Raw genomic sequence first — 23,687 nt, 5'->3', positions numbered from 1 at the left:
TTCCGGTCCCCGGCCACTATCCTGCTGGCAGGGCCGAAGACGTGTGAGTTAGGTAGCCACGTTGCGTATCGGTACATGACACTTTGACCGGTGGCTGGTGCAACCCGGCTGCGATGTCGTGATCCGGGTCCGGGCGGGTGCTCCGGGTGGTCGTTGTGTGAGCCGGCGCCGGATCGTCTTAACCTGGGTATGGTGTCGCTGTTCCCGCTGGTCAGGAGATCGCGATGCGTTCGCAGCATGGTCATACATAGTACAAATGTACTAGCTCGATAGTTCTAATCATGGCGTGATTCAGGCACTGCCTGGCGTACGTACATTTTCTGACTGAAAAATGTGCCCGGCCCATTTACTATTCTCATCCTGCTGGACTTTTTCCAGGAACACGCCTAAAGGCTTCCAAATGAACTGGATCGAATGGGCCCGGAATCGTCTGCGTGGACGATCGGACAGCGAGCACGAGCAGGCGCTGATCCGAGTCGTCATTATGAGTCTGATCTTCCTCTATTTTCTATCGACTCCGCTGGAGGCTGTTACGCGGCTTGCCGGCGCTTATCTGGCGCTGTCGGCGTGCATCTTCACCTGGATACTGCTGTCACCGGCCCGGAATGTCCCCCGGCGGGTGCTGGGTATGATCGGTGACATGGCGGGGGCGTCCTACGGCCTTGCCCTGGCGGGTGCCGGTGGCACGCCGCTGATTGCCCTGTACCTGTGGGTCGTCGTCGGCAATGGATTTCGCTATGGCGAGAGATATCTGCTGCTGAGCACGCTGTTCGCCGCGGCGGGTCTGACCACCGTGCTGGTGTTCTCACCCTTCTGGTCGCAGCATCTCTGGTTCGGCTTCGGTCTCCTGATTGCGCTGGCACTGGTGCCGCTGTACATGGCGGCGCTGACCCGCAGGCTGCACCAGGCGATCCGTGTGGCGCAAGAGGCCAACGATGCCAAGTCCCGCTTCCTCGCGAAGATGAGCCATGAGTTGCGCACGCCCCTGAACGGGATCATCGGCATGAGCGACCTGCTCACCACGACGCCGCTCAACAGTGAACAGCAGGAGTACACCAGCGCTATCCAGACCTCGGGACAGACCCTGCTGGCGCTGATCGAGGACATCCTCGATATTTCCAAGATCGAGGCCGGCAAGCTGGTCAGCGAATCCGTCCCGTTCGACCTGCATACCCTGGTCAACGGCACCGTCGGTATCTTCGAGTCGCAATCCCGCAAGAAAGAGCTCGTGCTTACCTGTCACATTGACCCGGAGCTGCCGTTTAGGCTGCTGGGCGACGAGTTGCATTTGCAGCAGGTGCTCATGAACCTGCTCAGCAATGCAGTCAAGTTCACCGAGCGGGGCAGTGTCAGTGTCCTGGTGCATCGCCTGGCGCATGCCCGGGACGAGCGCATCTGGATCCGGTTCAAGGTGATCGATACCGGTATCGGTCTGTCGGCGGCGGATCAGCAGAAGATCTTCGGCCGTTTTGTCCAGGCCGACGCCTCTGTCACCCGCAAATACGGCGGTACCGGACTCGGGACGGCGATATCCAAGGAGCTCGTAAGCCTCATGGGTGGCAGCATCGGGTTGGAGAGCACGCCGGGGGAGGGATCGGCGTTCTGGTTCGATCTACCTTTTGAGCGCCAGCCCGCGGTCTGCAAGGAGACCCTGGCGCAAGATAGCTTTTCCAACATGCATGTTCTCATGTTCCTGGGTGACGCGGTTGCCCCGGACGTGGAAAGGTATCTGCAGCGATGGCGGGTGGAGTACGAGGCGGTCAAGGGTACCGCGCAGGTATTCTCGCGGCTCGTTACCGCGTGCGAACAGGCCAAGCCCTTCAGTTCCCTCATCGTCGAGCGCGAACTGCTGAGTATGGATGCTGCGCAATTCGCCGCTTCCATCAGGGAGGATGCCGCGCTCGCCGAACTGTCGCTGATCCTGGTCGACTCGCGGCACCGGTCGGACGATATGCGCGCGCTGCTCAGAGCGGATTATTCTGCGGTGCTGTATACGCCGCTCAACGAGTCACTCCTGTTCAATGCGGTGCACGAGGTCTGCGCCGAGCGGCAGCTGTCGCAGGGAGTCGCCACGCTGGCGGATTATCTGCGCAAACGCGAACAGGCGCACAGCGCCCGCATCCTCGTGGCGGAGGACAACGAAGTGAACCAGAGTGTCCTCAGGGCAATCCTGGAGCGTGCCGGGCACCGGGTGGATATCGCGGCGGATGGCGAAGAGGCGCTGGATATACTCACCGACAGTGATGCCGATTACGACCTCGTGATCCTGGATATGAACATGCCGAAGATCTCCGGCCTGGACGTGCTCAAGGCCTACCACTTCATGGATACCGAGATGAACCTGCCGGTCATCATGCTTTCGGCAAATGCCCTGCCGGGTACGATCGAGGAGTGCCGGCAGGCCGGTGCCAACGATTACCTGACCAAGCCGGTCGATGCCAGGCGTCTGGTTGAAGCCATCGATCGCCTGCTGCGGCCGGCGCTCGCACCCGTTGGCAGTCAGGCTGAAGTCCAGCCGTTTCCCGCGGCCCGGACAGCCTGGCGTTATATCGACACACTATCGTTATCCAACCTGGAACGGGATGCCGCACGTCCTGATTTTCTCCAGCGTGTGTTGCGGCAGTTCATCGGCGAAGGGGAAAAGCGCCTGGCCGCGCTGCAGGAAGTCTCCACGTCCAACGACCAGGACGCGTTTCTGAAGATAGTGCACGCCTTCAAGGGCAGTGCGGCCACGGTAGGGGTGAATGCCATTGCGCAAATCTGCATCGAGGCGGAGCAGCAGCGCCAGGTGCTGGATCATACCCGCATGGCGGACTATGCGGCACGCCTCGGGACACTGTTTCGCGGTGCGCGCGAGGAACTGGAACTCTACCTCCAGCAGACCCGGCACTAGTGCACGATGCATTGCCGAGCGCGGCACTGCAGACCATGCTGTGCAGTTGACTGCACAGCCGGTTGCATGCTGCCGCGCGGCTGCGTCCGGCCGGCGCGGTGGGAAGATTGCCCGTATCCCCACCACGCCGACATGCCCGGTGCAGCCGCGCCGTTGCCGCCTTCCGGCGTTGGCGCGGTTTCACTGCAATTGACGCCGTTCCGTCACGACACCCCTGAGCCGGGTCGGTTCCCGGTTGCGGCCTGATCTGGCGGATTGACGGCTGACGAGACGTTCCATCATGCGCAGGTTGTGTTCTTCCAGGCGCAGGGCTGCATCGACCCATGCCGTGGTGATGGCTTCCAGTTCTGCATAGCTTACCGGGTTGCAATGCGCTTTGGCGCGCCGGAACGAGCGGTAGCCGTTCGCGGCGCGTTCCTCCTTGCGAACATAGTCGAGAACGGCCTGTTCGCCCTGGCCATCCTCGGCCAGCACGTGAACGATCCCCATCTCGTAGAGTTGCTCGGCGCTGTAGAGGCAGCCGCCCAGGATCATCCGCTCGGCCTGGACTTCACCGACCTTGCGCGAGAGAAAGCTGTAGGCTCCCATGCCGGGAAAGAGGTTGAACAGAATTTCCGGCATGCCCATCTTCGCGCTGCGTTCGGCGACCAGTACATCGCTCGAGAGCGCGAACTCCATACCGCCGCCGAGGGCATCACCCTGCACGAGTGTGATAGTGGTGATATCCCGGTCGAGGTGTGTGTAGTGCCGGTACAGTGTGTCGATGCAGGAGGTCGCATAATACTGCAGACCATGCCTGTCCCCGTTGCGGATGAGATCGAGAAACAGATTCAGGTCGCCGCCGAGGTTGAATACGCCCGGTACTGCGGATGCCAGTGCGATATATCTGACGTCTGCAAGCTGCGCTGAGCTGGTGAGCGCGTCGTACCATTGTTGCATCTCGCCGATGAGCGTCGGCGTGCAGCACAGGCGCGGCCGCACGTCCATGCGATACCAGGCGAGGCGCTGTTCGCCATCGTACTGGATCTCCAGCGTCGAATAACAGGGAAGGGTGATATCGTCTTGCAGCTGTGGTAGGGCTTGTTGTATGGCTGTCATTGTCTGTTACTCCTTGTCGAGATGTTGGGGTTCCGACGGCGTCGCCCGCCTTGGGCGCAGCGCAGCATGCCTGCCGAGTGTCCGGGTGGGACGCCTGTTCGGAGCGGTGGTCCCGTCACTGTCGTGTCTCCTCCGTGATGCGTGAAACCACGACTGCGATATTAATCCGGCTGGCCGCGGACGCCACCGGCAAAACGGCGTCAGAAAAATGCTGCAATCGTCGCGGCTACCGGCTCGGTTTTCCGTAACCTGTTTATCCGGTTGAACAACCGCCGCTGCACACTGCCATACTGGCAGGCCGCGCAGGCGCGATGGGATATGAGACGAAGGGCAGGCGTCGCCGCAGCTGCTGCCGCGGCGTCAGGCGGGTCTGTGCCGATGCATCGACGCCGGGTGGGATCCGCTGTTGCACTGTCGGCAAGCAGCGCGGAATGCGGGCCGTATGCTGATGCGCGGGGTTGGTGGAGGTGCTGTCCCGTACGTGCCGGGGATTCGTGCGGTTATATGACTGGTGTTGCCAGCGAGAGGTCGGCCGGACAGGCCGCCCGCACAAGTCGTGTTCAGCGCTGCGACAGCCTGTCGGTCGGCAGGATCATGTCGAAGCCCTGCATGTTCGCCGGCACCACGATGGTGTTGGCGCCGGTCTCGGCGAATTTCTGCAGGGTCAGGTTGAGCTCGTGCTGCAGGTACTCGGTGGTGAGGGTCTTGTTGATGATGTCGTTGGCCCTGGCGATGCCTTCGGCGCGGATGGCCTCAATCTCGGCATTCTTGCGTTCGATCTCGACCATCACCTGCTTCGCCTCGAGCCGTTTCTGATTGGCGACCGCCTCGCGGATGGATTCCTCGATGGACGGATCGGTCAGGACCGAGCGTATGACCACGCGGGTGACCTTGAAGACCCCGGGATCATTGCTGTCCAGTGTTTCCTGCAGGCGTTCCTTGATGGAGACCGCGATCTGGTCACGCTTCTTGTGCATGGAGAGGGAATCGATTTCTGCGACCGTTTCATAGGCGGCGCGCCGGGCCTCGCGGTATACCAGCTGGTAGGCCGGGAAATAGCTGTCGGATTCCCAGTCGTGTACATGCGCGTTGGCGTACTTGATATACAGGTCCGCGATGCGGTTGCTCTCCGCACGGTAGAAGACGGTGACATCCATGTCGCGCAGGGAGAGATTGTCGGCCGCCTTGGGCGTGAGATCGGCAAGATCAATGGCAATCTCCTTGCCGACGAATTCGGAAACCTGCGTCACCAGCGGCAACCGGAAGTTCAGGCCGGGCGTGACCTCGTCGGGGTCGACCTTGCCCAGGGTTTTGCGCACCCCGACGTTACCCGACTCGATCAGGACGATGGTTGAGGCGAGCAGGGCCAGTGCCAGCAGGGTGAACACTACCGTCGTTGCGGAACGCATGACCCGTACCTCCCGTGAGAAAACTGGTGATTTCATGTCAGATCCCGGGGCCCCGCTGTGTCGTTGCTGTCGGGGCGGCGAATACCGTTGTCAAAGACTGCTGATCGGCCTGCGCCGCAATTTCTGAACCAGCCGGGAGTCAGTGCGTTACGGGTGCCGGGTGAGCGCGCGATATGGCCATACTGGGCGGTGTCTTTACCCGCATCGAGTGCGGCTGCAACGTCAGGCTCAATCTGGCGGGCTTGCACGACGATGCCGCCGCCGGTTTCGCAGCCTTCGATCCCGCGGAGTTCCGGGGTCTGCTCCTGTCGTATGCGGATTTCTTCGATGACTGCTCGGACGACCGCCGCTGCTATATCCAGCAAGTGCCGCTGTCTGCGACGCTGTGGCTGTTCAGCGCTGGCGTGCTGGGCCTGGTCGGGCTGTCCAGCAGCGGCAGGCGGATAGTTGGCGAATAGCATTCCGCCGCACGGCCCCGAAGCCCGGCGGCCGGCTGCGATCAGTATTTATCGTTCTCGGGCCAGTCGCTGGCATCGATGGTGTCGCGGTAGGCATGCCAGGTGGCGTGGCCGATCAGCGGCAGCAGTACGATGAAGCCGAGCAGGCCGGTGGCGAAGCCGAGCGCCACGCAGGTGACGATGATGCAGGCCCACACCAGCATGGTCAGCTTGTTGCGCAGTACTGCATTGACACTGGTGATCACGGCCGTGATCGCGTCGGTCTTGCGATCCATGATCATGGGCAGGGAAAAGGCGCTGATGGTGAAAACCAGGGTGGAAAACACCGCGCCGATCGCGGAACCGATGCCGAGGAACATGGCCAGGTCCGTGAAGCTGTGTTCGGCCTGTTCCGGGAAGAAGATATAGAGCGCCGTCGCGGCGCGTGCCCAGATCAGAAACACGATCAGCAGCACGAAGGAGAAGATCAGGATGTCCTTCATGTGGCCACTGCCTTCGCGCATGCAGTAGCCGAGCACCGGGTGCCTGCCCTGTTCCAGCTGACAGCTGAAGGAATAGAGACCCAGGGCCAGCACCGGGCCGACCAGCAGGAAGCCGGTCGCCAGGCCGAAGTAGAGGCCGAGCGTGCCGAACTTCCAGGTGACATAGGCAATCAGGGCGCTCAGCACGGTCATGGCCAGCCCGTAGGTCAGCGAAATGCCGGGCGCGCGGCGCATGTCCGCATAACCCGCGCGCAGCCAGACCCACGGGGCCGAGGGCGCGACGGTACGCGACCTGGCCACGAAGGGCAGTGGTTGTTCCGCATCGGTCCCGGAGATGGATTCTTCGGTGTTCATGTGCCGCATCCGCGTGGTGTCTGAACACGTTTTCTGGTTATATGTGCTGTAAGCATACCCGGACTCGAGGATTTGTCCATGCATAACCGAAACTCGGCGCCTGCCTTCATCCTCGGACTGTCCCTGGTCGCCGGTCTGCTGGGGCTGGGATATCTGCTGGGAAACGCCCTGACCGACTTCAAGGCGCATGAACGCAGCGTTACCGTCAAAGGTTTGTCGGAGCGTGAGGTGGGCGCCGATATCGTGATCTGGCCGATCCAGTTCACCGCGGCCGGTAACGACCTCGCCGGGCTGTACGATGCCATCGAGACCAGCACCGACCGGATCAGGTCGTTTCTCGAGGCCAACGGCTTCGAAGCCGGTGAGATTACCGTGGCCGCGCCCACCATCACCGACAAGTCGGCGCAGCAGTACGGCGACAACAGGCCCGAGTTCCGTTATACGGCGGCGCAGACGGTGACCGTCTATTCGGGCAAGATCGCGACCGCGCGTGCGCTAATGACCCGCCTGTCCGAACTGGGCAAGCAGGGTATCGTGTTCAGCGGTGCGAATTACCAGGCCCAGACCGAATACCTGGTCACCGGCCTGAATGCGGTCAAGCCGGCCATGATCGAGGAGGCGACACGTCAGGCGCGCGAGGTCGCGGAGAAATTCGCGGCTGACTCGAACAGCACCCTCGGCAAGATCAGGCGCGCCTCCCAGGGCCAGTTCAGCATCACGGACCGCGACCAGAACAACCCACACATTAAGAAGGTGCGGGTGGTCTCCACGGTGGAATATTACCTGTCCGACTGACCATCGGGGGGCGGCCGATGGACCTGTCTGCCAGCCTGCCGGCGCGGATTGTCAGAACCGGCCACGTGCCACGGCGACCAACCACAGCAGGCTGCTGCAAATCACCCCGGTCAACGCGAGCATGAGCCAGCTGCGCCAGCCATTGTCGAGCGATCTCAGGATCTCGAAATCCTCCAGGTAAATCGTTTCGCAGGCCCCGTTGCCGCTGTCGGTGCGGGTGGTACTGGTGTCGCGGGAGAAGCCCGTGTCATTGCTGTAGCGTACCAGCCAGCCCCGGATGTGGATCTGGTCGCCGATACGCAGCCGGTCGACCCGTTGCCGCAGCCGGGTGTCGGTTGTCAGCAGGTGGTTGTTGGAGACCTGGTCCAGCCGAAAGCGTTCCCAGGTGCCGGTGTCGCGGGTTTCGAAATTGCAGGTGAATTTGCCATTCCAGAAGTTGATACGGTTGAGATCCGCGCCATCGGTATTCTCGCCCCAGACCACGCAGACATCGGCGATATTGATGTGATCGTTCCACAGGCGGTGCAGGCTGTAGTTGCCGTCATGGTGGGCATAGGACACGACCAGGCCATGGAGGTCGTAGCGATAGCGCGGCTCGATCCGGTACTCGGCGCCGTTATGCGTCACCCGGAAGGGGCGGGCGTGAACGGCCTGCTGGAGCGGTGGTTCGAGGATGGCCGGTAGCGGCGTCAGCGTCGCGGGGAAGTCGTTGCGGTGCCAGCAGGAGACCGCCAGCAGGACCAGGCTGACATAGAACACCAGCCGGTTGATTTGCTTGAGCGGGTTCGGACGATGCATGACGGGTAGTGTTCGGGGCGCAGGGCACTGAGCGTTATCGACCGAACGCGCACCGGGTTGACCGCATCGCGGATGCCGCTTCGAACTGCCGCGACGGCTGCAGGCTCATTCCGGTGGCAGAAAGCTGAAATACCCGCCAAGTGCCGCCTCGATCTGGGTCTGGGTGACCGGACGTCCGTAGAGCGGCCAGTCGAAGTATTCGCAAACCAGCGGAAGTACGCCGGGCTGGCGTTCGGACCGCAGACGGATGGTCTTGTAGTAGCGCTTCGTGTGCGGGTAATGCTCCCATTCCTGCTGGCTGCTGTAGCCGGTGATCAGGAAGGTGTCCGGCTGGATGGTGCGTGGTCCGAGCTCCCTGACCGAGAAGCGGCAGGCGACTTCGGTGCTGTTTGCCCCCGGGAGCGCGATGCCGTGCTGTAACATGACATGCGCACTGTTCGCGGGGATGGTCAGTGGCCGGTTCAGCACCAGGCGGGTACCGGATGGCAGGCGGAACCAGATGGAGTCAGGGTCGTTGGTCGCCATAGACTGGCACGCGCTCAACGCAATGCCGGCCAGCAAAATAGCGCATGTCTTCACGGCAGCACCGCCCGCGTGGGTATCACGCATTCCTGGAGGGGTTGGGACTGTGTCAAACCGCCCGTACCGTGCGGGGTATGTACAGCTCGCCGGTTATGGTATCGCCCGGGCCAAATTGATGATAGTTCAGGCCGGCGCGTTCGGGTACGGGCCGGGTCGCATCGGGTTATTTCGTCTCGAGCAATTTGATCTTGCAGAGGAAGTTTACCGGATAGTAGTCGTAGTCGATTCTCGAAACCAGGCGACGGGATTTTGCCAGCAATGCGATCTGGAAGAGGTTACCGCAGTCCGGGTTGTCGGTCGCGTAGTAGGCAGTGTCATACTGGCAGGGTTGGGAAAATCCGCTGAAGGTCGTGATATAGAAGATATTGCCCTCATGGGATCCGATTCTGTTGATGACGAGGTTGCTGTCGGTGACGAGTTCGGCCGCAACGGCGGTGGCAAACAGACTGGGGGCGAGCGCGCGGCCGCTGGTCACGGCGCTGTCTGTCGCGGATGGGTTTGCTGGTTCTAGCCGTAATCTGTATCTCCCGTATGTCGGACCGGTCGTGTCGCAGTACGCTTGATCTGTGGCCGATACGGAGATGCGTCCTTGTACAGCCGGTAAAGTTTATGTCAGTATTCTGACGCGCTGGTCGCGATCATAACCGTCTACTGATGTAGTAGTTCATTCGTAGTAGTTGTATACGGGCGGTACAGTAACGGGCTCTGATCCTCGTGTGCCTGGATGAGACGTTTGGGGGCTCTGGGTTGGGATTCAGTAACATCTTGTTTTAGAAGGCCAGCATCTCATCGGTAGCAGGTTGCGGTACCAGGGGTCCGAGCGCTCCGGTAGTGTGGTGCGCCGAGATGAGGGTCGTCGACGATACAGGCCTGCCAGGCGAGCGCTGGTTGCAGTGCACTCCAGGCGGGACGCAGGTAAAGGCAGTCTCAGTTATGTTCGAGAGCGAGTCAGACAAGGACGTGCCGATTGCCGGCAAAGTCGCTGCAGAACTGAACCGGCTGCTGGTCGAGACCGCCCGGGGTACCGGCATCATCATCCCCCTCGCTGCATCCCTGCTGGTATTGCTGTTGTGGCCGCACGTTCCACATGCGTATCTGCTTGCCTGGGCGGTGGTGCTGCTGTGCCTGTCCAGCGCACGGCTGATCGTCGCTGCGCGTTATCGCCGGGTGGCTGACCCTGCTTCGGGGCATGCTGTTCTCGCGCGGTGGTACATCATGCTGACCTGGTTGCTGGGCCTGGTCTGGGCCGCCTTGGCGCTGTTGCCCGGTGCGCTCGCGAGCGCCTATACCCAGTCCGTTGTCTACGTGACCGCGATGGGTGTGGTCATGATTGGCGTGAATATCCTGGTCATGAACTATGCCGCGCTGATCGGTTATGTCACTCCGCTACCCGTTGCGCTGATGATCGCCTGGAACATGAGAGCCGTGCCTGGGGAGCCGTCCCAGGAGCTGAGTGCCGTCATGGTGACCGGTCTTGCCTTCATGCTCTGGGCGGGTTGGCAAAATCATCGCATCCTGCGGCACAACCTCACCCTGCGTTTTACCAACGAGGCGCTCGTGACCCGGCTTACGCGGTCGACCCGGGAGGCAAGGGCGGCGAGCGAGGCGAAGGGATTCTTCCTGGCCAACATGAGCCACGAGATTCGCACGCCGATGAACGCGATCATCGGACTCAGCCACCTGGTACAGGCAACTCGGCTGGATGGCCGGCAGGCACAGCTGGTCGGGGCATTGCGGGCCGCAGCCGACAGTCTGCTGACATTGCTGAACAATATCCTCGACCTCTCCAAAATCGAGGCTGGTCAGTTGCGGCTCGAGCGTGTCTCGTTCCAACTGCCAGGCTTCCTGCAAGCCATCCAGGCAACCCTGGAACCCCTGGCCAGGCAAAAGGGGATCGAGCTGTGTCTGGAGGATGTGCCGGCAGACCTGCCGGAATTCGTGAGCGGTGATGAGGTGCGTCTGCGGCAAGTGTTGTTCAATCTGGTGAGCAATGCGATCAAGTTCACGGATCAGGGTCATGTGCGCATCGCGGTGACGGCAGCCACCGATACCCCCGCCGCAATGCATGGCGATATGGTTCTGCTGTTTACCGTGGCCGATACCGGGGCCGGCATACCGACCGACAAGCAAGCGCTGATTTTCGATCACTTCACCCAGGCGGATGTCTCGACCACGCGGAAGCACGGTGGCAGCGGACTGGGCCTTGCCATCAGCAGGCAACTGGTCGAGCTCATGGGCGGCAGGATCTGGCTGAGCAGCGCGGAAGGGCAGGGGGCGACCTTTTATTTCACGGCTGCGCTGCAGGCCGGCGGCCTGCGGCAGGAGCAGCAGCGGATCGTCCAGGCCCCGGCCAGGCGCGCACGATCATTGCGTGTTTTGCTGGTCGAGGATAACGATTTCAACCGCTTCATCATCAGGACTCTGCTCGAGGACCGGCAGCATCGCGTGGAGGAGGCGCTGAACGGGATCGAGGCGCTGCGGGCAGTCGCGGACCGGGATTACGATCTGGTACTGATGGATGTACAAATGCCTGACATGGATGGCGTCACAGCGTGCCATGTCATCAGGACGGCGGAGCGTGGTGTCGTGGAGCAGACCGTTCTGCCGGAGCAACTGTCCCGTGATCTGGCGGCACGCTTGCAGCATCGACATCTGCCAGTCGTTGCGCTTACCGCCAACGCCATGCTCGACGACAGGGAGGCGTGCTTCAACGCCGGCATGGATGATTACTTGACCAAGCCCATCCTGCCGGAGCAGTTGTATGCCGCAGTCGACCGCAATGCTGCGGCGTCATCACCCGCGGCCAGGGGCGTGCTGGCCAGGTAAGCCCGCTGTTGGCCGAGGGTGCTCGATGGTCGCCGCTAGCACAGCATGCCGGAATCTGCCTCAAATAGCTTGCCGCGGTGTCGCGCCTTCCCCGAGCTTGCTGTACAGCAGCGCGCGCATACCCGGATAATGCGGAGCTGTCACCGAGTGCGTTACGCGCTGTGCGATTGCCGCGTACGACGGGACGCCGGACACGGTTCTGGCCGGAGCCGCAGCGGTTTGCGATGCTGGATCCGGTCGTGGCTCTATGGTCTGGCCGGTTATGCGGCAGACCACGTGTTCGCTGATCTGCGCAACGGCCGGCGCGATGCGGTGTGGTTGCCAGCGGCCGGGTTCCGATGGATAGTATATTCTTGAGCTGCGCAGGTTGCATGCCTGGCCAGCAGGCAAAGTTTGCCGGGGGGAATTGTGTCCGAGCATGTGCCATCACGGCATGGCCCGGTTTTAGTCATGGCGGCCTGGTTGCTGCTGCTATGGCTGGCCATGGCGTACGAACCTTTCAACCGCCGCGACTGGTTGCTGGAGAACCTGCTGGTGTTTTTCTATGTCGGATTGCTGCTGGCTACGTACCGGCGGTTCAGGTTTTCATCGTTATCCTATTTCTTGTTCACGTGCTTCATGAGTTTACATCTGATCGGTGCGCACTATACCTATGCCGAGGTGCCGCTCGGGTTCTGGTTGCAGGACGTGCTGGTACTGTCGCGCAATCATTATGACCGCATCGTGCATCTGGCCTTCGGTCTGCTCATTGCCTATCCGTTGCGTGAGTGGCTGCTGCGCGTCACCGGCATCAGGTCGGGCTGGTCTTACTTCATGACCGTGGTCCTGGTGCTGGCGTTCAGTGGATTTATGAAGTCATGGAGGGTGTGGTCGCAATGATCGTGAGCCCGGATCTCGGTGCGGCCTATCTGGGTACTCAGGGTGATGAATGGGATGCACAACGAGATACGTTTCTCGCGTTCGCTGGTGCGATCGTCGCCATGCTGGTGACGGCCGTGTCGGAAAGGTAGCTGCTGAGTATGGGGCCTGTTCTGCCGTACTGATTATGCGCGGGAACGGTTCCATGCCGGCTGCTGGTACCAAAGGCCGATATACCCGGCATCATGCCAAGGCTATGCTGTTAATCAGTGGCGCATAAAACAATCCTCCTCCGATAAAGCCACTTTGAGCACCCCGCGCATGGATGTGACGGGGTGTTTTCTTTTGGGCGGTACGACACCCCTGCGCGGCCTGAAAGCGTTACGGTATAGCTGCAGGCATCCGGCGTTTGCTGCAGAACATCAGCAGGCATGATGGCGGCGGTCGCGGTTGTACGGAATCGCAGGCGCTGACTTGCCAGGTATGTGAATTCCGCTAGACCGCGCCAGGGTGATTTGCATGCATCATGGTACCAAAGGACGATTTACGCGGATGCGAGTCGACATTATCGTTTTCAGGCAGTGGCGCAGATAATAATCCTCCTCCGATAATGCCACTTTAAGCACCCCGCGCATGGATGTGACGGGGTGTTTTCTTTTCCGTTCCCATTTCAGTGCCCATGGCGTGGGTGTACCAAAGGACAATAGGCGCACAATGCGGGCGGCGCTACTCTGTTTACCAGTGGCACATCTTTCCTCCTCCTCCGAAATTGCCACTGCACACCCCGCGCAAGGATGCAGCGGGGTGTTTTATTTGCACTGTCGTATTGCGCGCTGCGCGGGCCCTGCGTGAGTTGATACAGGTACTGCCGGGCGGTTGCGCGGTTGTCAAAGCCAATATCAAGATTCCGGGCGGCCGCGCTCATGGTCAATGTTCGCGCCTTGTGCAATGCCGGATTTCGATCAGCTATACCACTTGCTTGGAATTGTGAGACAGGCTCATACCAGATTCCCGAATGTGCTGGTACCTAGGGACAATGTACGCAGGGTGCGGATCACGTTACCGTGGTAGTCCAGTGGCGCAGATAATAAGGATTTTCCGATAAGCCACATTCACACCTCGTACACAGTCGTGGCGGGGTGTTTTTTTTGCCTGGAAAAGTATGGGTGTGCCGCGACGATTCGATCAGGTGCCGGCATCCCGGCCATGATTGCCGGGAGCAGCCTGCCTGCAGCGGAAGCTCAGGCCCAGCAGAGCGAGTATGACGGCGAGCCAGGATACCGTGCCGATGATGACAAGGTAATGGGAGTTGTCGAGCCAGCTGGCCCCGGCGGTTTGAAAGACAAGGTGGGCGCCGATGTGGCAAACGGCAAGCCAGAACAGCTGCAACCAGAATAGCCAGTGCAGGACGCGCAGCTTGCCACCCGGGATGCGGGCAACGAACCTGAGTGTCGGCCAGATCGACAATGCACCCCAGATCCAAAAAAGGCGGACTGCCGCGGTGATCAGCTGTTCCATATCGCAGGCAAATGCAAGGGTGGACGGCGGTTGTGGATTCGGACGCCGCGTGGCATTGCAACCACAGGGCGGGCGTCGTTGCGTCTGCGGGAGTCTAGCAGCGGCAGGCGCGACTTGTGTTGACAAACCGCAATCAAGCCATCGTTGGCTGTCACGGCCCGCTGCCGGCGTGGTTGGCGCAGGTACATGCAGCCTCGTTCGGCGCTGCGTGCGTGTACGGCCGGGTGTTAAGCAAGTGCAGCGCTGGTGGCAATGACCGGCAGTCCGACCGCGCGTGCCCCTTCGCGCGGTCTCGGGTAGCCGTGGATTCGTGGTCGCCCTGCCGGCCTGCAGCAATCAGATCCCGGCCTTGTCCAGTATGAGGATTGCGGCTGGGATCAGGGCGGCTATGAAGATCAATGCCCCACAGATGGATGAGTAGATAGTCCGTATCATCGACAGGCCTCCTGTCTCCAGGGTGGTAGTGTCGGCAACCCATCCCGTCGCGGCGCATTCCCGCTGCGCGGCGGGATACTGCTGGCGTCCGGCTGATCCCGGAGCGCACATCCGGCGAGCTCGTGCCGGCTCGTGCGTCTGCCAACTATTATCTGGCAATTTGCATGCCAGCCAGCCGTTTCAGCCAAGTTTTTATTTTTCTGGGATCTGGGGGGCAGCAGCGGGGTGGGGGGTGGAGCCAGCAGGCACGGCATTGGTGCGCAGCAATCATGTATGCACTGCTACGATGCGTGCCGAGAATGGCGCGAACAGCGTGACATGCGGGCCCGTTACTGCGGATCCGAGCCGGGAGGGATTCTGTTGCCGGATATTGCCGAGCCGCCAGCGCTGCGGATACATCTCGGCCAGCCGTGCTGCAGGGAGCCTGCTACTCCCTGCAGTGGCCGCAACAATTTACCCGTCCGTCGCTTCAGGCAGCCCTGGGAAAGAGTCTGCCGCGCAGCGTGCGCTTGTCGGCCACCAGTGGGATTCCGGGCGCTTTGTTCAGTACGGTGCCGGCAAGCTCGGTGCCGCGTAGGAGTTCCACTGCCTGGGTGACGTCCTGTTGTGATGTCACGCCATCCTCTACGACCAGCAGGGCAGCGTCGGCCTCGCTCGCAAGCGTTATGGCATCACCGGATTCCAGGATGGGCGGTAGATCGAGGATGACGACGAGATTGCCGGATCGCGATCTCAGTTCCTGCATGAGCTGGTGCATGCGCAGTGAACCGAGTATCCCGACACAATCCTCCAGTGCTTCACCGCTGGGCAGTATCGCCAGGTCTTCGAAGAGGTCTGGTCGGACGAGCAGGTTATTCACCGGCATGTCGTCGGTGAGGTAGTCGCGCAGTCCCCAGCCTTCCTCGAGTCCCAGTTGCGCCAGGAGCCCGGGTTGGCGCAGATTCGTATCCACCAGCAGCACCGATTGGCCAATGAGCCTGGCCATGCTGATGGCCAGATTGATGGAGGTGAGCGTCTTGCCCGTACCGCTGCGCGGACTGGTGACAGCCAGGCTGTTCCAGCCGTTTTCCCTGAAGGTGTGCAGCAGCCGGGTGCGCAACAGGTGGAAGGATTCCGCAAACGGCCCAGGCGTGTTCCCGAGCAGGATGCGGTTTTCCTGCAGCAGACCAGGATCGAGCATGACTGGCTGAGCATGGCCAACATCGAGCCGCGAAAGCCAGGCTGGCGGTGGTTCCGCAGGCGAGTCATACAGCCCTTGCGTATCCACTGGCCAGAGTGCAGTCGCGGCATGAGTCGGTAGTTGCACGAGTCCCTCTCCTTAATCACTTCATTGACTGACAATAACGGCGCGACGGTTGTACGCTTAAGCGGATTTCACGCGACTGTCGCGACGGCCGACGACGGCGAGGCCTATCAGTCCCGAGAACAGCAGCAGTCCGGCCGGCGGTATCGGGATAGCCTTGATCTGGAGCGCATAGGTTCCGATCTGGCCCGCCAGCGGTATGGCTGCCAGGTGAGCATACAGGGTGCCAGGCGTGGAGACGTTGAAGGTAAAGGCGCCGGTATCAAAGCCGAAGCCGAGTGGTGTAATGCCCTGAGTCACGGCGAGCGCCAGGATGTCGAACGGTGCGGAGAATTCGAAGTCCACCAGTTCGGCCCGGTAAGTCCCGGGGGTGGTGACCTCGAACGGCGTGGAGAATACGGTATCATCCGTTACCACACCGAAGTCTTCATAAACGACACTGGCTGCCCTGGCGCCGGACATGCCCAGCAGAATCACTGTTATACCGATCACAAACTGCATGTAGTGTTTGACCTTCATCGCATATCTCCTGACAGGTTGGCCTGTCCCTGGTGTTGATGTTGCAACAATTCATGTATCGGGTCGTCAGGCTTTGCTGCTGTTGCCGTGGCGAATCCGTACCGACAGGCGCCAATGACTACGGGTAACTGTCGCAACGCGTGGCCGGCTCATGGCGACCAGCGTGGGAAGTACAGTAACGGGCAGAGTTGCTGCCTGCGTGGATAGTTGTCACTGTCGCGATGAGATACCTGTTGCAATTAATGCATCGCGTGCGTTCAATGTGATTGAATTCGCTTAATGCATTGAGACGGCGGAGTTCGTGGTGTTGCTGTCATGTTTATATCGCCTATCGTGCGGCTGTGAGCGAATCTTGTTCACGGTGTCGATGACTGCAGTGATCCGTGTGCGGTGCGGCAGTGACTGTGACGGCGTGACCCGGCACAGAATGTGCTGTCCGGACTGGGGCGCAAAAAAGTCCGCGCAAGGCTGTTAACCAACTGGCGGGGTCGGGCGTTAACGGCTAGCAGGCAGTGATGCCGGGCCAAGGCTATAATCTGCCGGAGCCAATGACGGCAAGCTTTCCCGGCGGGCAATGCCGGCTTATTTCAAACAGTCAAGAGGTTACAGATATGAAAACAAACCCGAATTGGGTAAAACGTCTCTGCACTACCGGACTGGCCGCGAGCGTGCTGGTCGCCGCGCTGTCGGCGCCGGTCCTGGCCGATCCGCCAGGCGGCAGGTACGGTGACCGGGACGGCGACAGGCGCGAATGGGGCGGGCGCGACGACCGCGGTGACCGCGACAGCAAGCGCGGACGGGAGGAACGTAGTGACCGTGATGAGCGCAGCCGCCCCAGGGGCGGTGATGAGCAACGGGATCGTAATGTTCAGCGGGAGCAGAACAGGGACCGCTGGAGTTACACCGAGCAGCGTAGTCGTGAGGGTTACGACCCCAAGCCGTGGGACCACCTCTATCCGCCCGGGTATCGTTCCGGTGACCGCCATTACGAACGCGATTATCACTACGACCGTGACAATCACAGGTCGCCGCCGCGGATCATCTACCGGGGCAAGCCGCGTGCGATTCCGCACGACCGGGTGCGCTGGTATCGTGATGTGGTGATCGTGCGTCCTTTCGGCCATTGGTATCCGGGTTATGCGCATTATCGTCGTGACGATGATGCCTACAAGTGGCTGGCATTTACCGCGATCACGCTCGGACTCCTGGATTACCTGAACGAGGTGCAGCAGCGTGAGCACGAAGCGGCACAGATCAGTGCCACCACGGCGCCGATAGGAGAACGGATTTACTGGGAGGATGGTGGTGCACGGGGCTATGTGGTCGCCACCCGGGAAGGGACAACCAGCGGTGGTCGCTATTGCCGTGAGTTCCAGCACCAGGTTTCAATCGGTGGCCGGAGTGAACAGGCTTATGGTACCGCCTGCCGCAATCCAGATGGCTCATGGGAGGTGGTTTCCTCCGGCAGCGATTGAACGACCCCTGCCACCGGGCAGCGAGTGCCGCGCGGGTACGCTGCTCGGTGGCGCCTGCCGGGCGAGACGCCCGGCACGCTTTTGACCGTCAGTCCGTGCTCAATAGGCCCTGTCAAACGACAGGACCATGGGGCGTATGCATAATAAATACATATAAATCAAATAATTAAAATATTTTTTCCGAATATGCGACTTAGGTTCAATTGTTCGGGTCCGTGGCTGCGTTAAGCTGGGGTCAACCCGCAGCGCGTGGCATGGTACGATCCGCCCAGCTGCAGGTTTTCATCGGAATGGAGGATCGGCGATGCGCAACACCTTCGTTTGCACGCTTTGCACCCTGCTCTGTGCTACGGCCGCGTTTGCGGATGAAGTGGACAGGCGGTCCATGCATGCAATGGCGACGGAGTCGTCGCACTGGCAGCAAACCAGCGCAGCGATGCCATCCGATACCTATTTCCGGACCGTGCAGCGTAATCGGGATATCGTCAGGCAGCAGCTGGAGCTCTATACTGACCGCCTGGCAGGCGCGGCAGGCACCTATGGCCAGGCGGTGAGTGTGGTGGGCGCGGCCGTCGCCCTTGCTGCAACCGACCAGCGTTACAATCTCACCGATAACAAGACCGTCGGGGTTGTGCTGCGTGACACCACCAGCAATGACCGGATGGTCCTGCTCGAATACCGCAAAGCCTGGTAATTCCCGTCACGCGATTGTTCCCCGCAGTGCCAGCGGCTGTGATCGCCAGTCGCCGGCTGTGCCGTTAGTGCAACTTTCAATTCCCGGTGGTGCGCGTAGAATACGGCCATCACTCAGGGAGGAACTGCTGCGGCCATGCATCTGCTGCGTGCGCTGACAATCACGGGCGTCGGGTTGTTGCTGGGTAGCGGCGGCGCATACTCCGACTGGGAACAGGCCGGACAGGCGTGGCAGCAGGGTGATTATGTCTCTGCCCTGGCGCAGTGGCAGGCGCTGGCCGAAGCCGGCGATGCAGCCGCGCAATACAACACGGCAATCATGCTGCTGGACGGACAGGGCCGGCTGCGCGACCCACCGGCCGCGCGTGACTGGCTGCAGCGTGCCGCCGCGCAGAACAATCCGGATGCCTGGTTTTGTCTCGGTTATCTCCTGGCGCAGGGTCGCGATGTGCCCCGCGATGATGCGCGTGCCGCGGAGTGGTACCGTATGGCGGCGGCGGCAGGGCATGCTGCAGCCCAGTTGAACCTGGCTCTGCTCTATCGAGCCCGGCGCGTCTCCGCTGGAAATGACGCGGAAATGGTGCGTCTGCTGCGGGCGGCGTCCGGGCAGGGGCTGGCGCCTGCGCAGTTTGTCCTGGCGGAACACTACCTGCAGCAAGATGAGAGCGATGCGGCATCTGTACGGCAGGCCGTAGCGCTGTACCGCGCGGCGGCCGGGCAGGGCCATGCACCGGCCCAGCGCCAGCTCGGCCTCATGTACCTGAACGGCAAGGAACTGGATGCGGACGCGGGCGAGGCCGTAGCCTGGCTGACGCAGGCGGCGCAGCAGAACGATGCCGATGCGCAGTATTACCTGGGTATGCTCTACCGTACCGGTGAACGCATCGCGCAGGATCCGGTGCAGGCACTGCGATGGCTGCAGGCTGCAGCCATGCAGGGCCACCCCCGTGCCCAGTACCACCTGGGTCTCATTTACCGCGAGGGCTTCGGTGTGGCGCGTGACTATAACGCGGCGGCGCGCTGGTACCGCGCAGCGGCGGAGCTTGGTGAGCCGCGAGCGCAGAACAATCTTGGCAATCTCTATGTCAGCGGCAATGGCGTCCCTCAGGACTTCGTGTTGGCGCACAAGTGGTTCAACCTGGCAGCCGCCCGTGGCAACGAGAACGCTGTCCGCAACCGTGACAAGCTCGCAGGACAGCTCAACGACGTGCAGCTGGCAGAGGCGCAGCGGCTGGCGCGGCAATGGGACCGCGCGCACGCACGGTCAGGGCGGGCAGGAAGCGCTGTCCCGGTGCTGCTCGGCAGCGATGGCGAGCCAGCACAGGCGATTGATGAGGCGTCGGGCGGGACGGGGGCGGCAGACGATATGCATGCCTGGTTTGGCCGCTGGTTCGGGCGTGATGAAACGGTCGCGCAGGGGGTGGTGGAGCCATGAAGCGGAATACGGGCGAGCAGCCGGGCTTGGTGCCGGTCGCGGTGATGCTGGTCGGAACGCTGCTGGGTGGCTGCAGCACCGGCGGACCGGCAAGGTCCGATGCGGACGCGCCGATACTGCCGCTTGCCGGCAGCAATGCTTCGTACGAGCAGCGCCTGCAGGCGCTTGAGGCGGGCGTGCAGCTGCTGGCGCAGCGCATCGAGGCAATGCAATCCGGCACGGTAACCGCGCTTCCTGCCGAACCGGCAGCGGCCGGATACCAACCGGTCAGGCCGGGCATCGTGCTGGCGGGATATACGCGGCAGCTGGCGCCTGCCCAGGCAATGAAGCCGGCACCGCCGGCTGCGGCAGAGCCAGCGTGGACACCGGAGCAGCAGCATGCGTCGGCACCGGCACAGCAGGCCATGGGGCTCGGTGCCTGGGTCATCAACCTGGCCTCATACAACAGCAGCAGCTACGCCGCCAGTAAACTGGCTGAATTCAAATCGCAGGGGGTGATCGCAGAGCAGGTCTCGGCCGAGGTCAACGGCAGTACCGTCTATCGCCTGCGCGTCTCGGGATTCGATTCCTATCGCAGCGCCAGTGAACAGGCCGGGGACCTCCGTGCCCGACTGGGCCTGGGCGAGACCTGGGTGACGCGTCGCTGATGCCGTTGCTGGCGTCAGCGCGGGCCAGCGGCCGCTGGCGGGGACCTCGGTATGGCGATGAGCTCGAATGACTCCCAGTCGCGGATCGGCTGTTCCAGGTCACGTGCCCGGTAGCCGCACGCTGCACTGACGGCAGTAAACTCGGCAACGAGCCGCGCCGGCAGCAGCCACAGCGGATGATCGCCCTCGAGTGTCTCCGTGCAGACGCCGGGCCTGGTATGCGTGGCGCCGCCGGCATTGCTGTCCCGCAGGGCCACATCCTCGATCGGCAGGCCCAGATAGAACCGCAGACCATAGGCAGGCCGGGTGCCGAGAAAGGCAATTTCATCGGGCGGTGTGATCATCCTGGCGAACAATGGCCGGATCTCATGGCTCAGGGCGAGTGCGTCCTGTGGCGGAGAAATAAAGCTACCGGCGGCCTTGAGCATGATGAGGCCGGCAACCCAGACGCCGGTTCCGGCAATGGCCAGCCGGGACCTGCGCATGAGCAGCCCCGCAAGTGCCGGTGCGCCGAGCAGACTGATCGGAACGAACAGCGGCAGCACGTAGAGTGGCAGCCTGGATTGGGCAAGGCAGAAAACGCCGAGCGGCAATAACAGCCAGAGCCACAGCAGCCTTGTCATTGCCCTCACCGGTGGATGTGGCCGGTGTGCGCGCCGGGCCAGTAGCGTTAGCGGCAGCCAGGGCAGGGTGCCTAGAAGCAGCGTGGCGCCGTATACGGTGATGATCGCGTGCCACGCTGGATTGCGGGCATGGACGTCGGTGAATATCCTGTCGACGAATTCGTAGCGCAGAAAGTAATCTAGCAGGCCGGCGTTGCCGATGATGACCCCCGCATACCAGCCAAGACCGGTAATCGCGAACAGCAACAGACCCCATGGGACGAACAGGCGTCGCAGCAGCGATGGCTGTTGCCACACCGTCCAGGTCAGTATGACCAGCAGCGGGAGCAGACCGGGCGGACCCTTGGTCAGGAAGGCAAGTCCGAAGGCGAGCCACATCAGGACCAGGGAGCGCTGTTGAGTGCGCGGCGTTGTGCCGGTGAGTGCGCGCAGAAACGCGGCCATTGCTGCGGTTTCGAACAGCACTAGCAGGGTGTCCGTGGTGGCCAGGTTGGATGCAACGAACGGTGCCAACGAAGTTGCCCACATCGCCGCGGCAATGCCGGGAGCAGGCTGCTGCAGTGTTCTGGCGATACCGAACACCAGTAGCCCCGTACCGATAAATGCCAGTGCGTGCGGCAGGCGCGCCGCCCAAGCGTTGCGCCCGAACACCCTCAGGCTGACGGCGATGCTCCAGTAGGTCAGCGGCGGCTTGGTGAAATGGGTCTGTTCCGGATGCAGCTTGGGCAGCCACCAGTTACCGCTGTCGAGCATTTGCAGTGCCACATCGGTATAACGTCCCTCGTCGGGCTCATACAACGGGCGGCTGCCCTGGAAGGCGAGCGCGAGCAGTATCAGCAGCGCCAGCACCAGCCCGTATGATGGACCGGCTTGCGCATGATCGCCGGGTGAATCCGGCATAGTGTGATGAGTTGCTGGTGCCGACAAAACAAAAAATCGATGAACGAGAGCAGATTGCTCACTATACTAGAATTCACCACGAAATTCCGCGCGGCCGCGACCGAAATGGAGGGAAATTCATGTCTGTTGAGCGCACCTTGTTCGCCTTCGGCGGCATCATGGTCATGGTGACCTCGCTGCTGGCCTTGTTTCATCATCCCTACTGGACCTGGGTGACGCTGTTCATCGGTTTCAACTGCCTGCAGAGCTCTTTCACCGGCTTTTGTCCTCCAAGCTGGCTGATGAAAAAGTTCGGTATGAAGACTGAGGCAGAGCTGGCGCTCGAGAGCCTGCGTCAGTAAGAGGCTAGAACCCGTCTCATAATCCAGCGCGGCCGCACCGTGCCGCCGCCGGAGCGGTGCGCAGGACGAGCGGAGAGGTCAGCATGCCAATTGTGGCTGTAGTCAGCCGGGGGTCAGTGTCGCCGCTGATCTGTGTTGCTTGAGTCAGTGTGATCGTCATTCGCGGGCAGCGCTGCGGATACCCGGTTCTGCGTTCCGATACGGTTGAGCTTGTCGAGTGTGTCCTGGCTGTTGTCGAGGCGCAGGATCAAGGCGGTCAGCACCCGGCTTTCGCTGCCGGCAGCCGTGTGCTCAAGTTGCGTGATCAGAGTCGGAAGAGCCGCGGCGCCACTTATTTCCGCCAGCGCATACTCGGCCTTCACACGCACGTCCTGTGATGGATGTTCCAGCAGGTGTTTGGCGGTAGCCGCCGTGGATTTCGGCAATTCGTAGTTGTATCGGCGCCGGTAAATACCGTAGGCCCGGAATGCTGCAGCGTGCGACGCCGGATACTGGATCATATCGCCCTGGAGGATCTGCTCCAAAGAGCCCATCATCGCGTCATCCGGCGGATACATCTGTACCCAGGCGTCGATGGCGCGGCCACGTACCACGTCGTTACTGCTGCCGCCGATGATTTTCTCCAGGGCGCCCTTGACCGCTGCGGATTCGGACACCGGTTTGATGCCGCCGGTACCCTGCATGAGCGCCAGTACTTTGGTCACTGCGGTGGCAGGTTCAGCGACAAATCCGTTGCTATCCTGCAGTAGGGCCGCCAGGGTGGTATACAGCGCAGCGAAGTCCTGCAGGTAGTTGCCATTCTCCGCGCCAGGCTTGCCATAGGTGTTCAGTGCCAGCATGAGATTATCTAGGAACAGACCCTTGTCACGTGCGCTGCCGCTGATGGCGTGACGGTACAGGTCCTCCGGCGGGGGTGTCAGGGCGCTGTGTTCCAGATCGCGGGCATCACGCACGGTGGTCAGGGCATTCGGGTATTCGGGCGCCTGCCCCGGCTGCGCGTCAGCTGCGTTGCCCGGACCTGCGGCAAGCAACAACATCAATAGGGTTCCGTACGGGCGCATCGGATGGTGTCCTGGCTATCCCTGCAAATGGGGCATAGCGTAGCGCCTGCCGCGGGTGAAGTCATGTGGCATGCGCGATCTACGATGGCCGCAACCTTGTGCAGTAACCATGCGCGTCCATGGGATATCCATGTTTTTACAGTGTTTTCGTGTCGGTGTGCGGCTTAGTTTAATCCATCTCCGG

Annotated in this window: 22 protein-coding genes; 11 read left to right on the top strand and 11 right to left on the bottom strand. The window is 61.6% G+C overall.

What is annotated here, in order from left to right; genetic code table 11:
- Positions 1-400 precede the first annotated feature (400 nt).
- On the top strand, positions 401-2,893 hold the full coding sequence (locus R3F42_08600; GenBank protein MEZ5542089.1) for a response regulator: 2,493 nt from the start codon (positions 401-403) through the stop codon (positions 2,891-2,893).
- A 180-nt stretch (positions 2,894-3,073) separates the two neighbouring features.
- Here the strand turns inward: R3F42_08600 and R3F42_08595 are convergent, their stop codons facing one another.
- Together R3F42_08595 and R3F42_08590 are read right to left on the bottom strand one after the other, a co-directional pair.
- Positions 3,074-3,991 (bottom strand): crotonase/enoyl-CoA hydratase family protein, encoded by a 918-nt coding sequence (locus tag R3F42_08595; GenBank protein MEZ5542088.1) that lies wholly within the window; start codon positions 3,989-3,991, stop codon positions 3,074-3,076.
- Between the two features lie 560 nt (positions 3,992-4,551).
- Positions 4,552-5,436, bottom strand: a complete 885-nt coding sequence (locus tag R3F42_08590; GenBank protein MEZ5542087.1) for an SPFH domain-containing protein — start codon at positions 5,434-5,436, stop codon at positions 4,552-4,554.
- Between the two features lie 137 nt (positions 5,437-5,573).
- On the opposite strand from R3F42_08590, the gene R3F42_08585 reads away from it, so the two are divergent.
- On the top strand, positions 5,574-5,858 hold the full coding sequence (locus R3F42_08585; GenBank protein MEZ5542086.1) for a hypothetical protein: 285 nt from the start codon (positions 5,574-5,576) through the stop codon (positions 5,856-5,858).
- A gap of 41 nt (positions 5,859-5,899) precedes the next feature.
- Here the strand turns inward: R3F42_08585 and R3F42_08580 are convergent, their stop codons facing one another.
- A complete protein-coding gene (locus tag R3F42_08580; protein ID MEZ5542085.1) occupies positions 5,900-6,694 on the bottom strand; it encodes a DUF2189 domain-containing protein in 795 nt (264 codons plus the stop codon).
- A gap of 78 nt (positions 6,695-6,772) precedes the next feature.
- On the opposite strand from R3F42_08580, the gene R3F42_08575 reads away from it, so the two are divergent.
- Positions 6,773-7,489 (top strand): SIMPL domain-containing protein, encoded by a 717-nt coding sequence (locus R3F42_08575; GenBank protein ID MEZ5542084.1) that lies wholly within the window; start codon positions 6,773-6,775, stop codon positions 7,487-7,489.
- A gap of 51 nt (positions 7,490-7,540) precedes the next feature.
- Here the strand turns inward: R3F42_08575 and R3F42_08570 are convergent, their stop codons facing one another.
- From R3F42_08570 to R3F42_08560, 3 genes are all read right to left on the bottom strand, one after another.
- Positions 7,541-8,287 (bottom strand): hypothetical protein, encoded by a 747-nt coding sequence (locus tag R3F42_08570; protein ID MEZ5542083.1) that lies wholly within the window; start codon positions 8,285-8,287, stop codon positions 7,541-7,543.
- Between the two features lie 105 nt (positions 8,288-8,392).
- Complete coding sequence (locus R3F42_08565) at positions 8,393-8,812, bottom strand: hypothetical protein (GenBank protein ID MEZ5542082.1); 420 nt, start codon at positions 8,810-8,812, stop codon at positions 8,393-8,395.
- A gap of 220 nt (positions 8,813-9,032) precedes the next feature.
- On the bottom strand, positions 9,033-9,344 hold the full coding sequence (locus tag R3F42_08560) for a hypothetical protein (GenBank protein ID MEZ5542081.1): 312 nt from the start codon (positions 9,342-9,344) through the stop codon (positions 9,033-9,035).
- A gap of 458 nt (positions 9,345-9,802) precedes the next feature.
- On the opposite strand from R3F42_08560, the gene R3F42_08555 reads away from it, so the two are divergent.
- The 3 genes from R3F42_08555 (at position 9,803) to R3F42_08545 (ending at position 12,705) form a co-directional block, all read left to right on the top strand.
- On the top strand, positions 9,803-11,695 hold the full coding sequence (locus R3F42_08555) for an ATP-binding protein (protein MEZ5542080.1): 1,893 nt from the start codon (positions 9,803-9,805) through the stop codon (positions 11,693-11,695).
- A 450-nt stretch (positions 11,696-12,145) separates the two neighbouring features.
- Positions 12,146-12,574: a DUF2238 domain-containing protein gene (locus R3F42_08550; protein MEZ5542079.1), complete on the top strand. Its 429-nt coding sequence runs from the start codon at positions 12,146-12,148 to the stop codon at positions 12,572-12,574.
- Entirely contained in the window at positions 12,571-12,705 is a 135-nt protein-coding gene (locus tag R3F42_08545) for a DUF2238 domain-containing protein (protein MEZ5542078.1), read from the top strand. Before R3F42_08550 ends, R3F42_08545 begins: the two co-directional genes overlap by 4 nt.
- A gap of 1,033 nt (positions 12,706-13,738) precedes the next feature.
- Here the strand turns inward: R3F42_08545 and R3F42_08540 are convergent.
- From R3F42_08540 to R3F42_08530, 3 genes are all read right to left on the bottom strand, one after another.
- Positions 13,739-14,071, bottom strand: coding sequence for a hypothetical protein (locus tag R3F42_08540; protein ID MEZ5542077.1), 333 nt, complete (start codon positions 14,069-14,071; stop codon positions 13,739-13,741).
- Between the two features lie 904 nt (positions 14,072-14,975).
- Positions 14,976-15,812: a CpsD/CapB family tyrosine-protein kinase gene (locus R3F42_08535; GenBank protein MEZ5542076.1), complete on the bottom strand. Its 837-nt coding sequence runs from the start codon at positions 15,810-15,812 to the stop codon at positions 14,976-14,978.
- 57 nt (positions 15,813-15,869) lie between these two features.
- Positions 15,870-16,328: a hypothetical protein gene (locus tag R3F42_08530; protein ID MEZ5542075.1), complete on the bottom strand. Its 459-nt coding sequence runs from the start codon at positions 16,326-16,328 to the stop codon at positions 15,870-15,872.
- A gap of 611 nt (positions 16,329-16,939) precedes the next feature.
- Between R3F42_08530 and R3F42_08525 the strand changes: the two genes are divergently transcribed.
- The 4 genes from R3F42_08525 to R3F42_08510 all read left to right on the top strand — a co-directional run bounded on the left by R3F42_08525 (position 16,940) and on the right by R3F42_08510 (position 20,578).
- Complete coding sequence (locus tag R3F42_08525; GenBank protein ID MEZ5542074.1) at positions 16,940-17,803, top strand: hypothetical protein; 864 nt, start codon at positions 16,940-16,942, stop codon at positions 17,801-17,803.
- 385 nt (positions 17,804-18,188) lie between these two features.
- A complete protein-coding gene (locus tag R3F42_08520) occupies positions 18,189-18,497 on the top strand; it encodes a hypothetical protein (GenBank protein MEZ5542073.1) in 309 nt (102 codons plus the stop codon).
- Positions 18,498-18,632: 135 nt separating this feature from the next.
- Positions 18,633-19,931, top strand: a complete 1,299-nt coding sequence (locus R3F42_08515) for an SEL1-like repeat protein (protein ID MEZ5542072.1) — start codon at positions 18,633-18,635, stop codon at positions 19,929-19,931.
- A complete protein-coding gene (locus R3F42_08510; GenBank protein MEZ5542071.1) occupies positions 19,928-20,578 on the top strand; it encodes an SPOR domain-containing protein in 651 nt (216 codons plus the stop codon). Before R3F42_08515 ends, R3F42_08510 begins: the two co-directional genes overlap by 4 nt.
- A 14-nt stretch (positions 20,579-20,592) precedes the next feature.
- On the opposite strand, the gene R3F42_08505 is transcribed toward R3F42_08510, so the two are convergent.
- Positions 20,593-22,101: a glycosyltransferase family 39 protein gene (locus R3F42_08505; GenBank protein ID MEZ5542070.1), complete on the bottom strand. Its 1,509-nt coding sequence runs from the start codon at positions 22,099-22,101 to the stop codon at positions 20,593-20,595.
- Positions 22,102-22,118: 17 nt separating this feature from the next.
- Between R3F42_08505 and R3F42_08500 the strand changes: the two genes are divergently transcribed.
- Positions 22,119-22,442 carry a DUF2892 domain-containing protein gene (locus tag R3F42_08500; protein MEZ5542069.1) on the top strand — a complete coding sequence of 108 codons (324 nt, stop codon included), beginning with the start codon at positions 22,119-22,121 and terminating at the stop codon, positions 22,440-22,442.
- Positions 22,443-22,555: 113 nt separating this feature from the next.
- Here R3F42_08500 and R3F42_08495 read toward each other — a convergent pair whose 3' ends face one another.
- On the bottom strand, positions 22,556-23,281 hold the full coding sequence (locus tag R3F42_08495; protein MEZ5542068.1) for a hypothetical protein: 726 nt from the start codon (positions 23,279-23,281) through the stop codon (positions 22,556-22,558).
- Positions 23,282-23,687: the final 406 nt, after the last annotated feature.

This window comes from Pseudomonadota bacterium, from assembly GCA_041395565.1.
Taxonomy (GTDB): domain Bacteria; phylum Pseudomonadota; class Gammaproteobacteria; order UBA9214; family UBA9214; genus UBA9214.
The sequence above is the reverse complement of the archived record's forward strand: the minus strand, read 5'-3'. Positions and strand labels throughout refer to the sequence as shown.

Bases quoted from the DNA above. Each gene is read 5' to 3' on its own strand.
- R3F42_08520 (MEZ5542073.1), top strand. From the start codon at position 18,189: ATGCATGCAATGGCGACGGAGTCGTCGCACTGGCAGCAAACCAGCGCA.
- R3F42_08495 (MEZ5542068.1), bottom strand. From the start codon at position 23,281: ATGCTGGCACTGAACACCTATGGCAAGCCTGGCGCGGAGAATGGCAAC.
- R3F42_08525 (MEZ5542074.1), top strand. From the start codon at position 16,940: ATGAAAACAAACCCGAATTGGGTAAAACGTCTCTGCACTACCGGACTG.
- R3F42_08580 (MEZ5542085.1), bottom strand. From the start codon at position 6,694: ATGAACACCGAAGAATCCATCTCCGGGACCGATGCGGAACAACCACTG.
- R3F42_08590 (MEZ5542087.1), bottom strand. From the start codon at position 5,436: ATGAAATCACCAGTTTTCTCACGGGAGGTACGGGTCATGCGTTCCGCA.
- R3F42_08545 (MEZ5542078.1), top strand. From the start codon at position 12,571: ATGATCGTGAGCCCGGATCTCGGTGCGGCCTATCTGGGTACTCAGGGT.
- R3F42_08600 (MEZ5542089.1), top strand. From the start codon at position 401: ATGAACTGGATCGAATGGGCCCGGAATCGTCTGCGTGGACGATCGGAC.
- R3F42_08570 (MEZ5542083.1), bottom strand. From the start codon at position 8,287: ATGCATCGTCCGAACCCGCTCAAGCAAATCAACCGGCTGGTGTTCTAT.
- R3F42_08585 (MEZ5542086.1), top strand. From the start codon at position 5,574: ATGGCCATACTGGGCGGTGTCTTTACCCGCATCGAGTGCGGCTGCAAC.
- R3F42_08515 (MEZ5542072.1), top strand. From the start codon at position 18,633: ATGCATCTGCTGCGTGCGCTGACAATCACGGGCGTCGGGTTGTTGCTG.
- R3F42_08530 (MEZ5542075.1), bottom strand. From the start codon at position 16,328: ATGAAGGTCAAACACTACATGCAGTTTGTGATCGGTATAACAGTGATT.
- R3F42_08595 (MEZ5542088.1), bottom strand. From the start codon at position 3,991: ATGACAGCCATACAACAAGCCCTACCACAGCTGCAAGACGATATCACC.
- R3F42_08550 (MEZ5542079.1), top strand. From the start codon at position 12,146: ATGGCGGCCTGGTTGCTGCTGCTATGGCTGGCCATGGCGTACGAACCT.
- R3F42_08510 (MEZ5542071.1), top strand. From the start codon at position 19,928: ATGAAGCGGAATACGGGCGAGCAGCCGGGCTTGGTGCCGGTCGCGGTG.
- R3F42_08540 (MEZ5542077.1), bottom strand. From the start codon at position 14,071: ATGGAACAGCTGATCACCGCGGCAGTCCGCCTTTTTTGGATCTGGGGT.
- R3F42_08575 (MEZ5542084.1), top strand. From the start codon at position 6,773: ATGCATAACCGAAACTCGGCGCCTGCCTTCATCCTCGGACTGTCCCTG.
- R3F42_08505 (MEZ5542070.1), bottom strand. From the start codon at position 22,101: ATGCCGGATTCACCCGGCGATCATGCGCAAGCCGGTCCATCATACGGG.
- R3F42_08555 (MEZ5542080.1), top strand. From the start codon at position 9,803: ATGTTCGAGAGCGAGTCAGACAAGGACGTGCCGATTGCCGGCAAAGTC.
- R3F42_08565 (MEZ5542082.1), bottom strand. From the start codon at position 8,812: ATGGCGACCAACGACCCTGACTCCATCTGGTTCCGCCTGCCATCCGGT.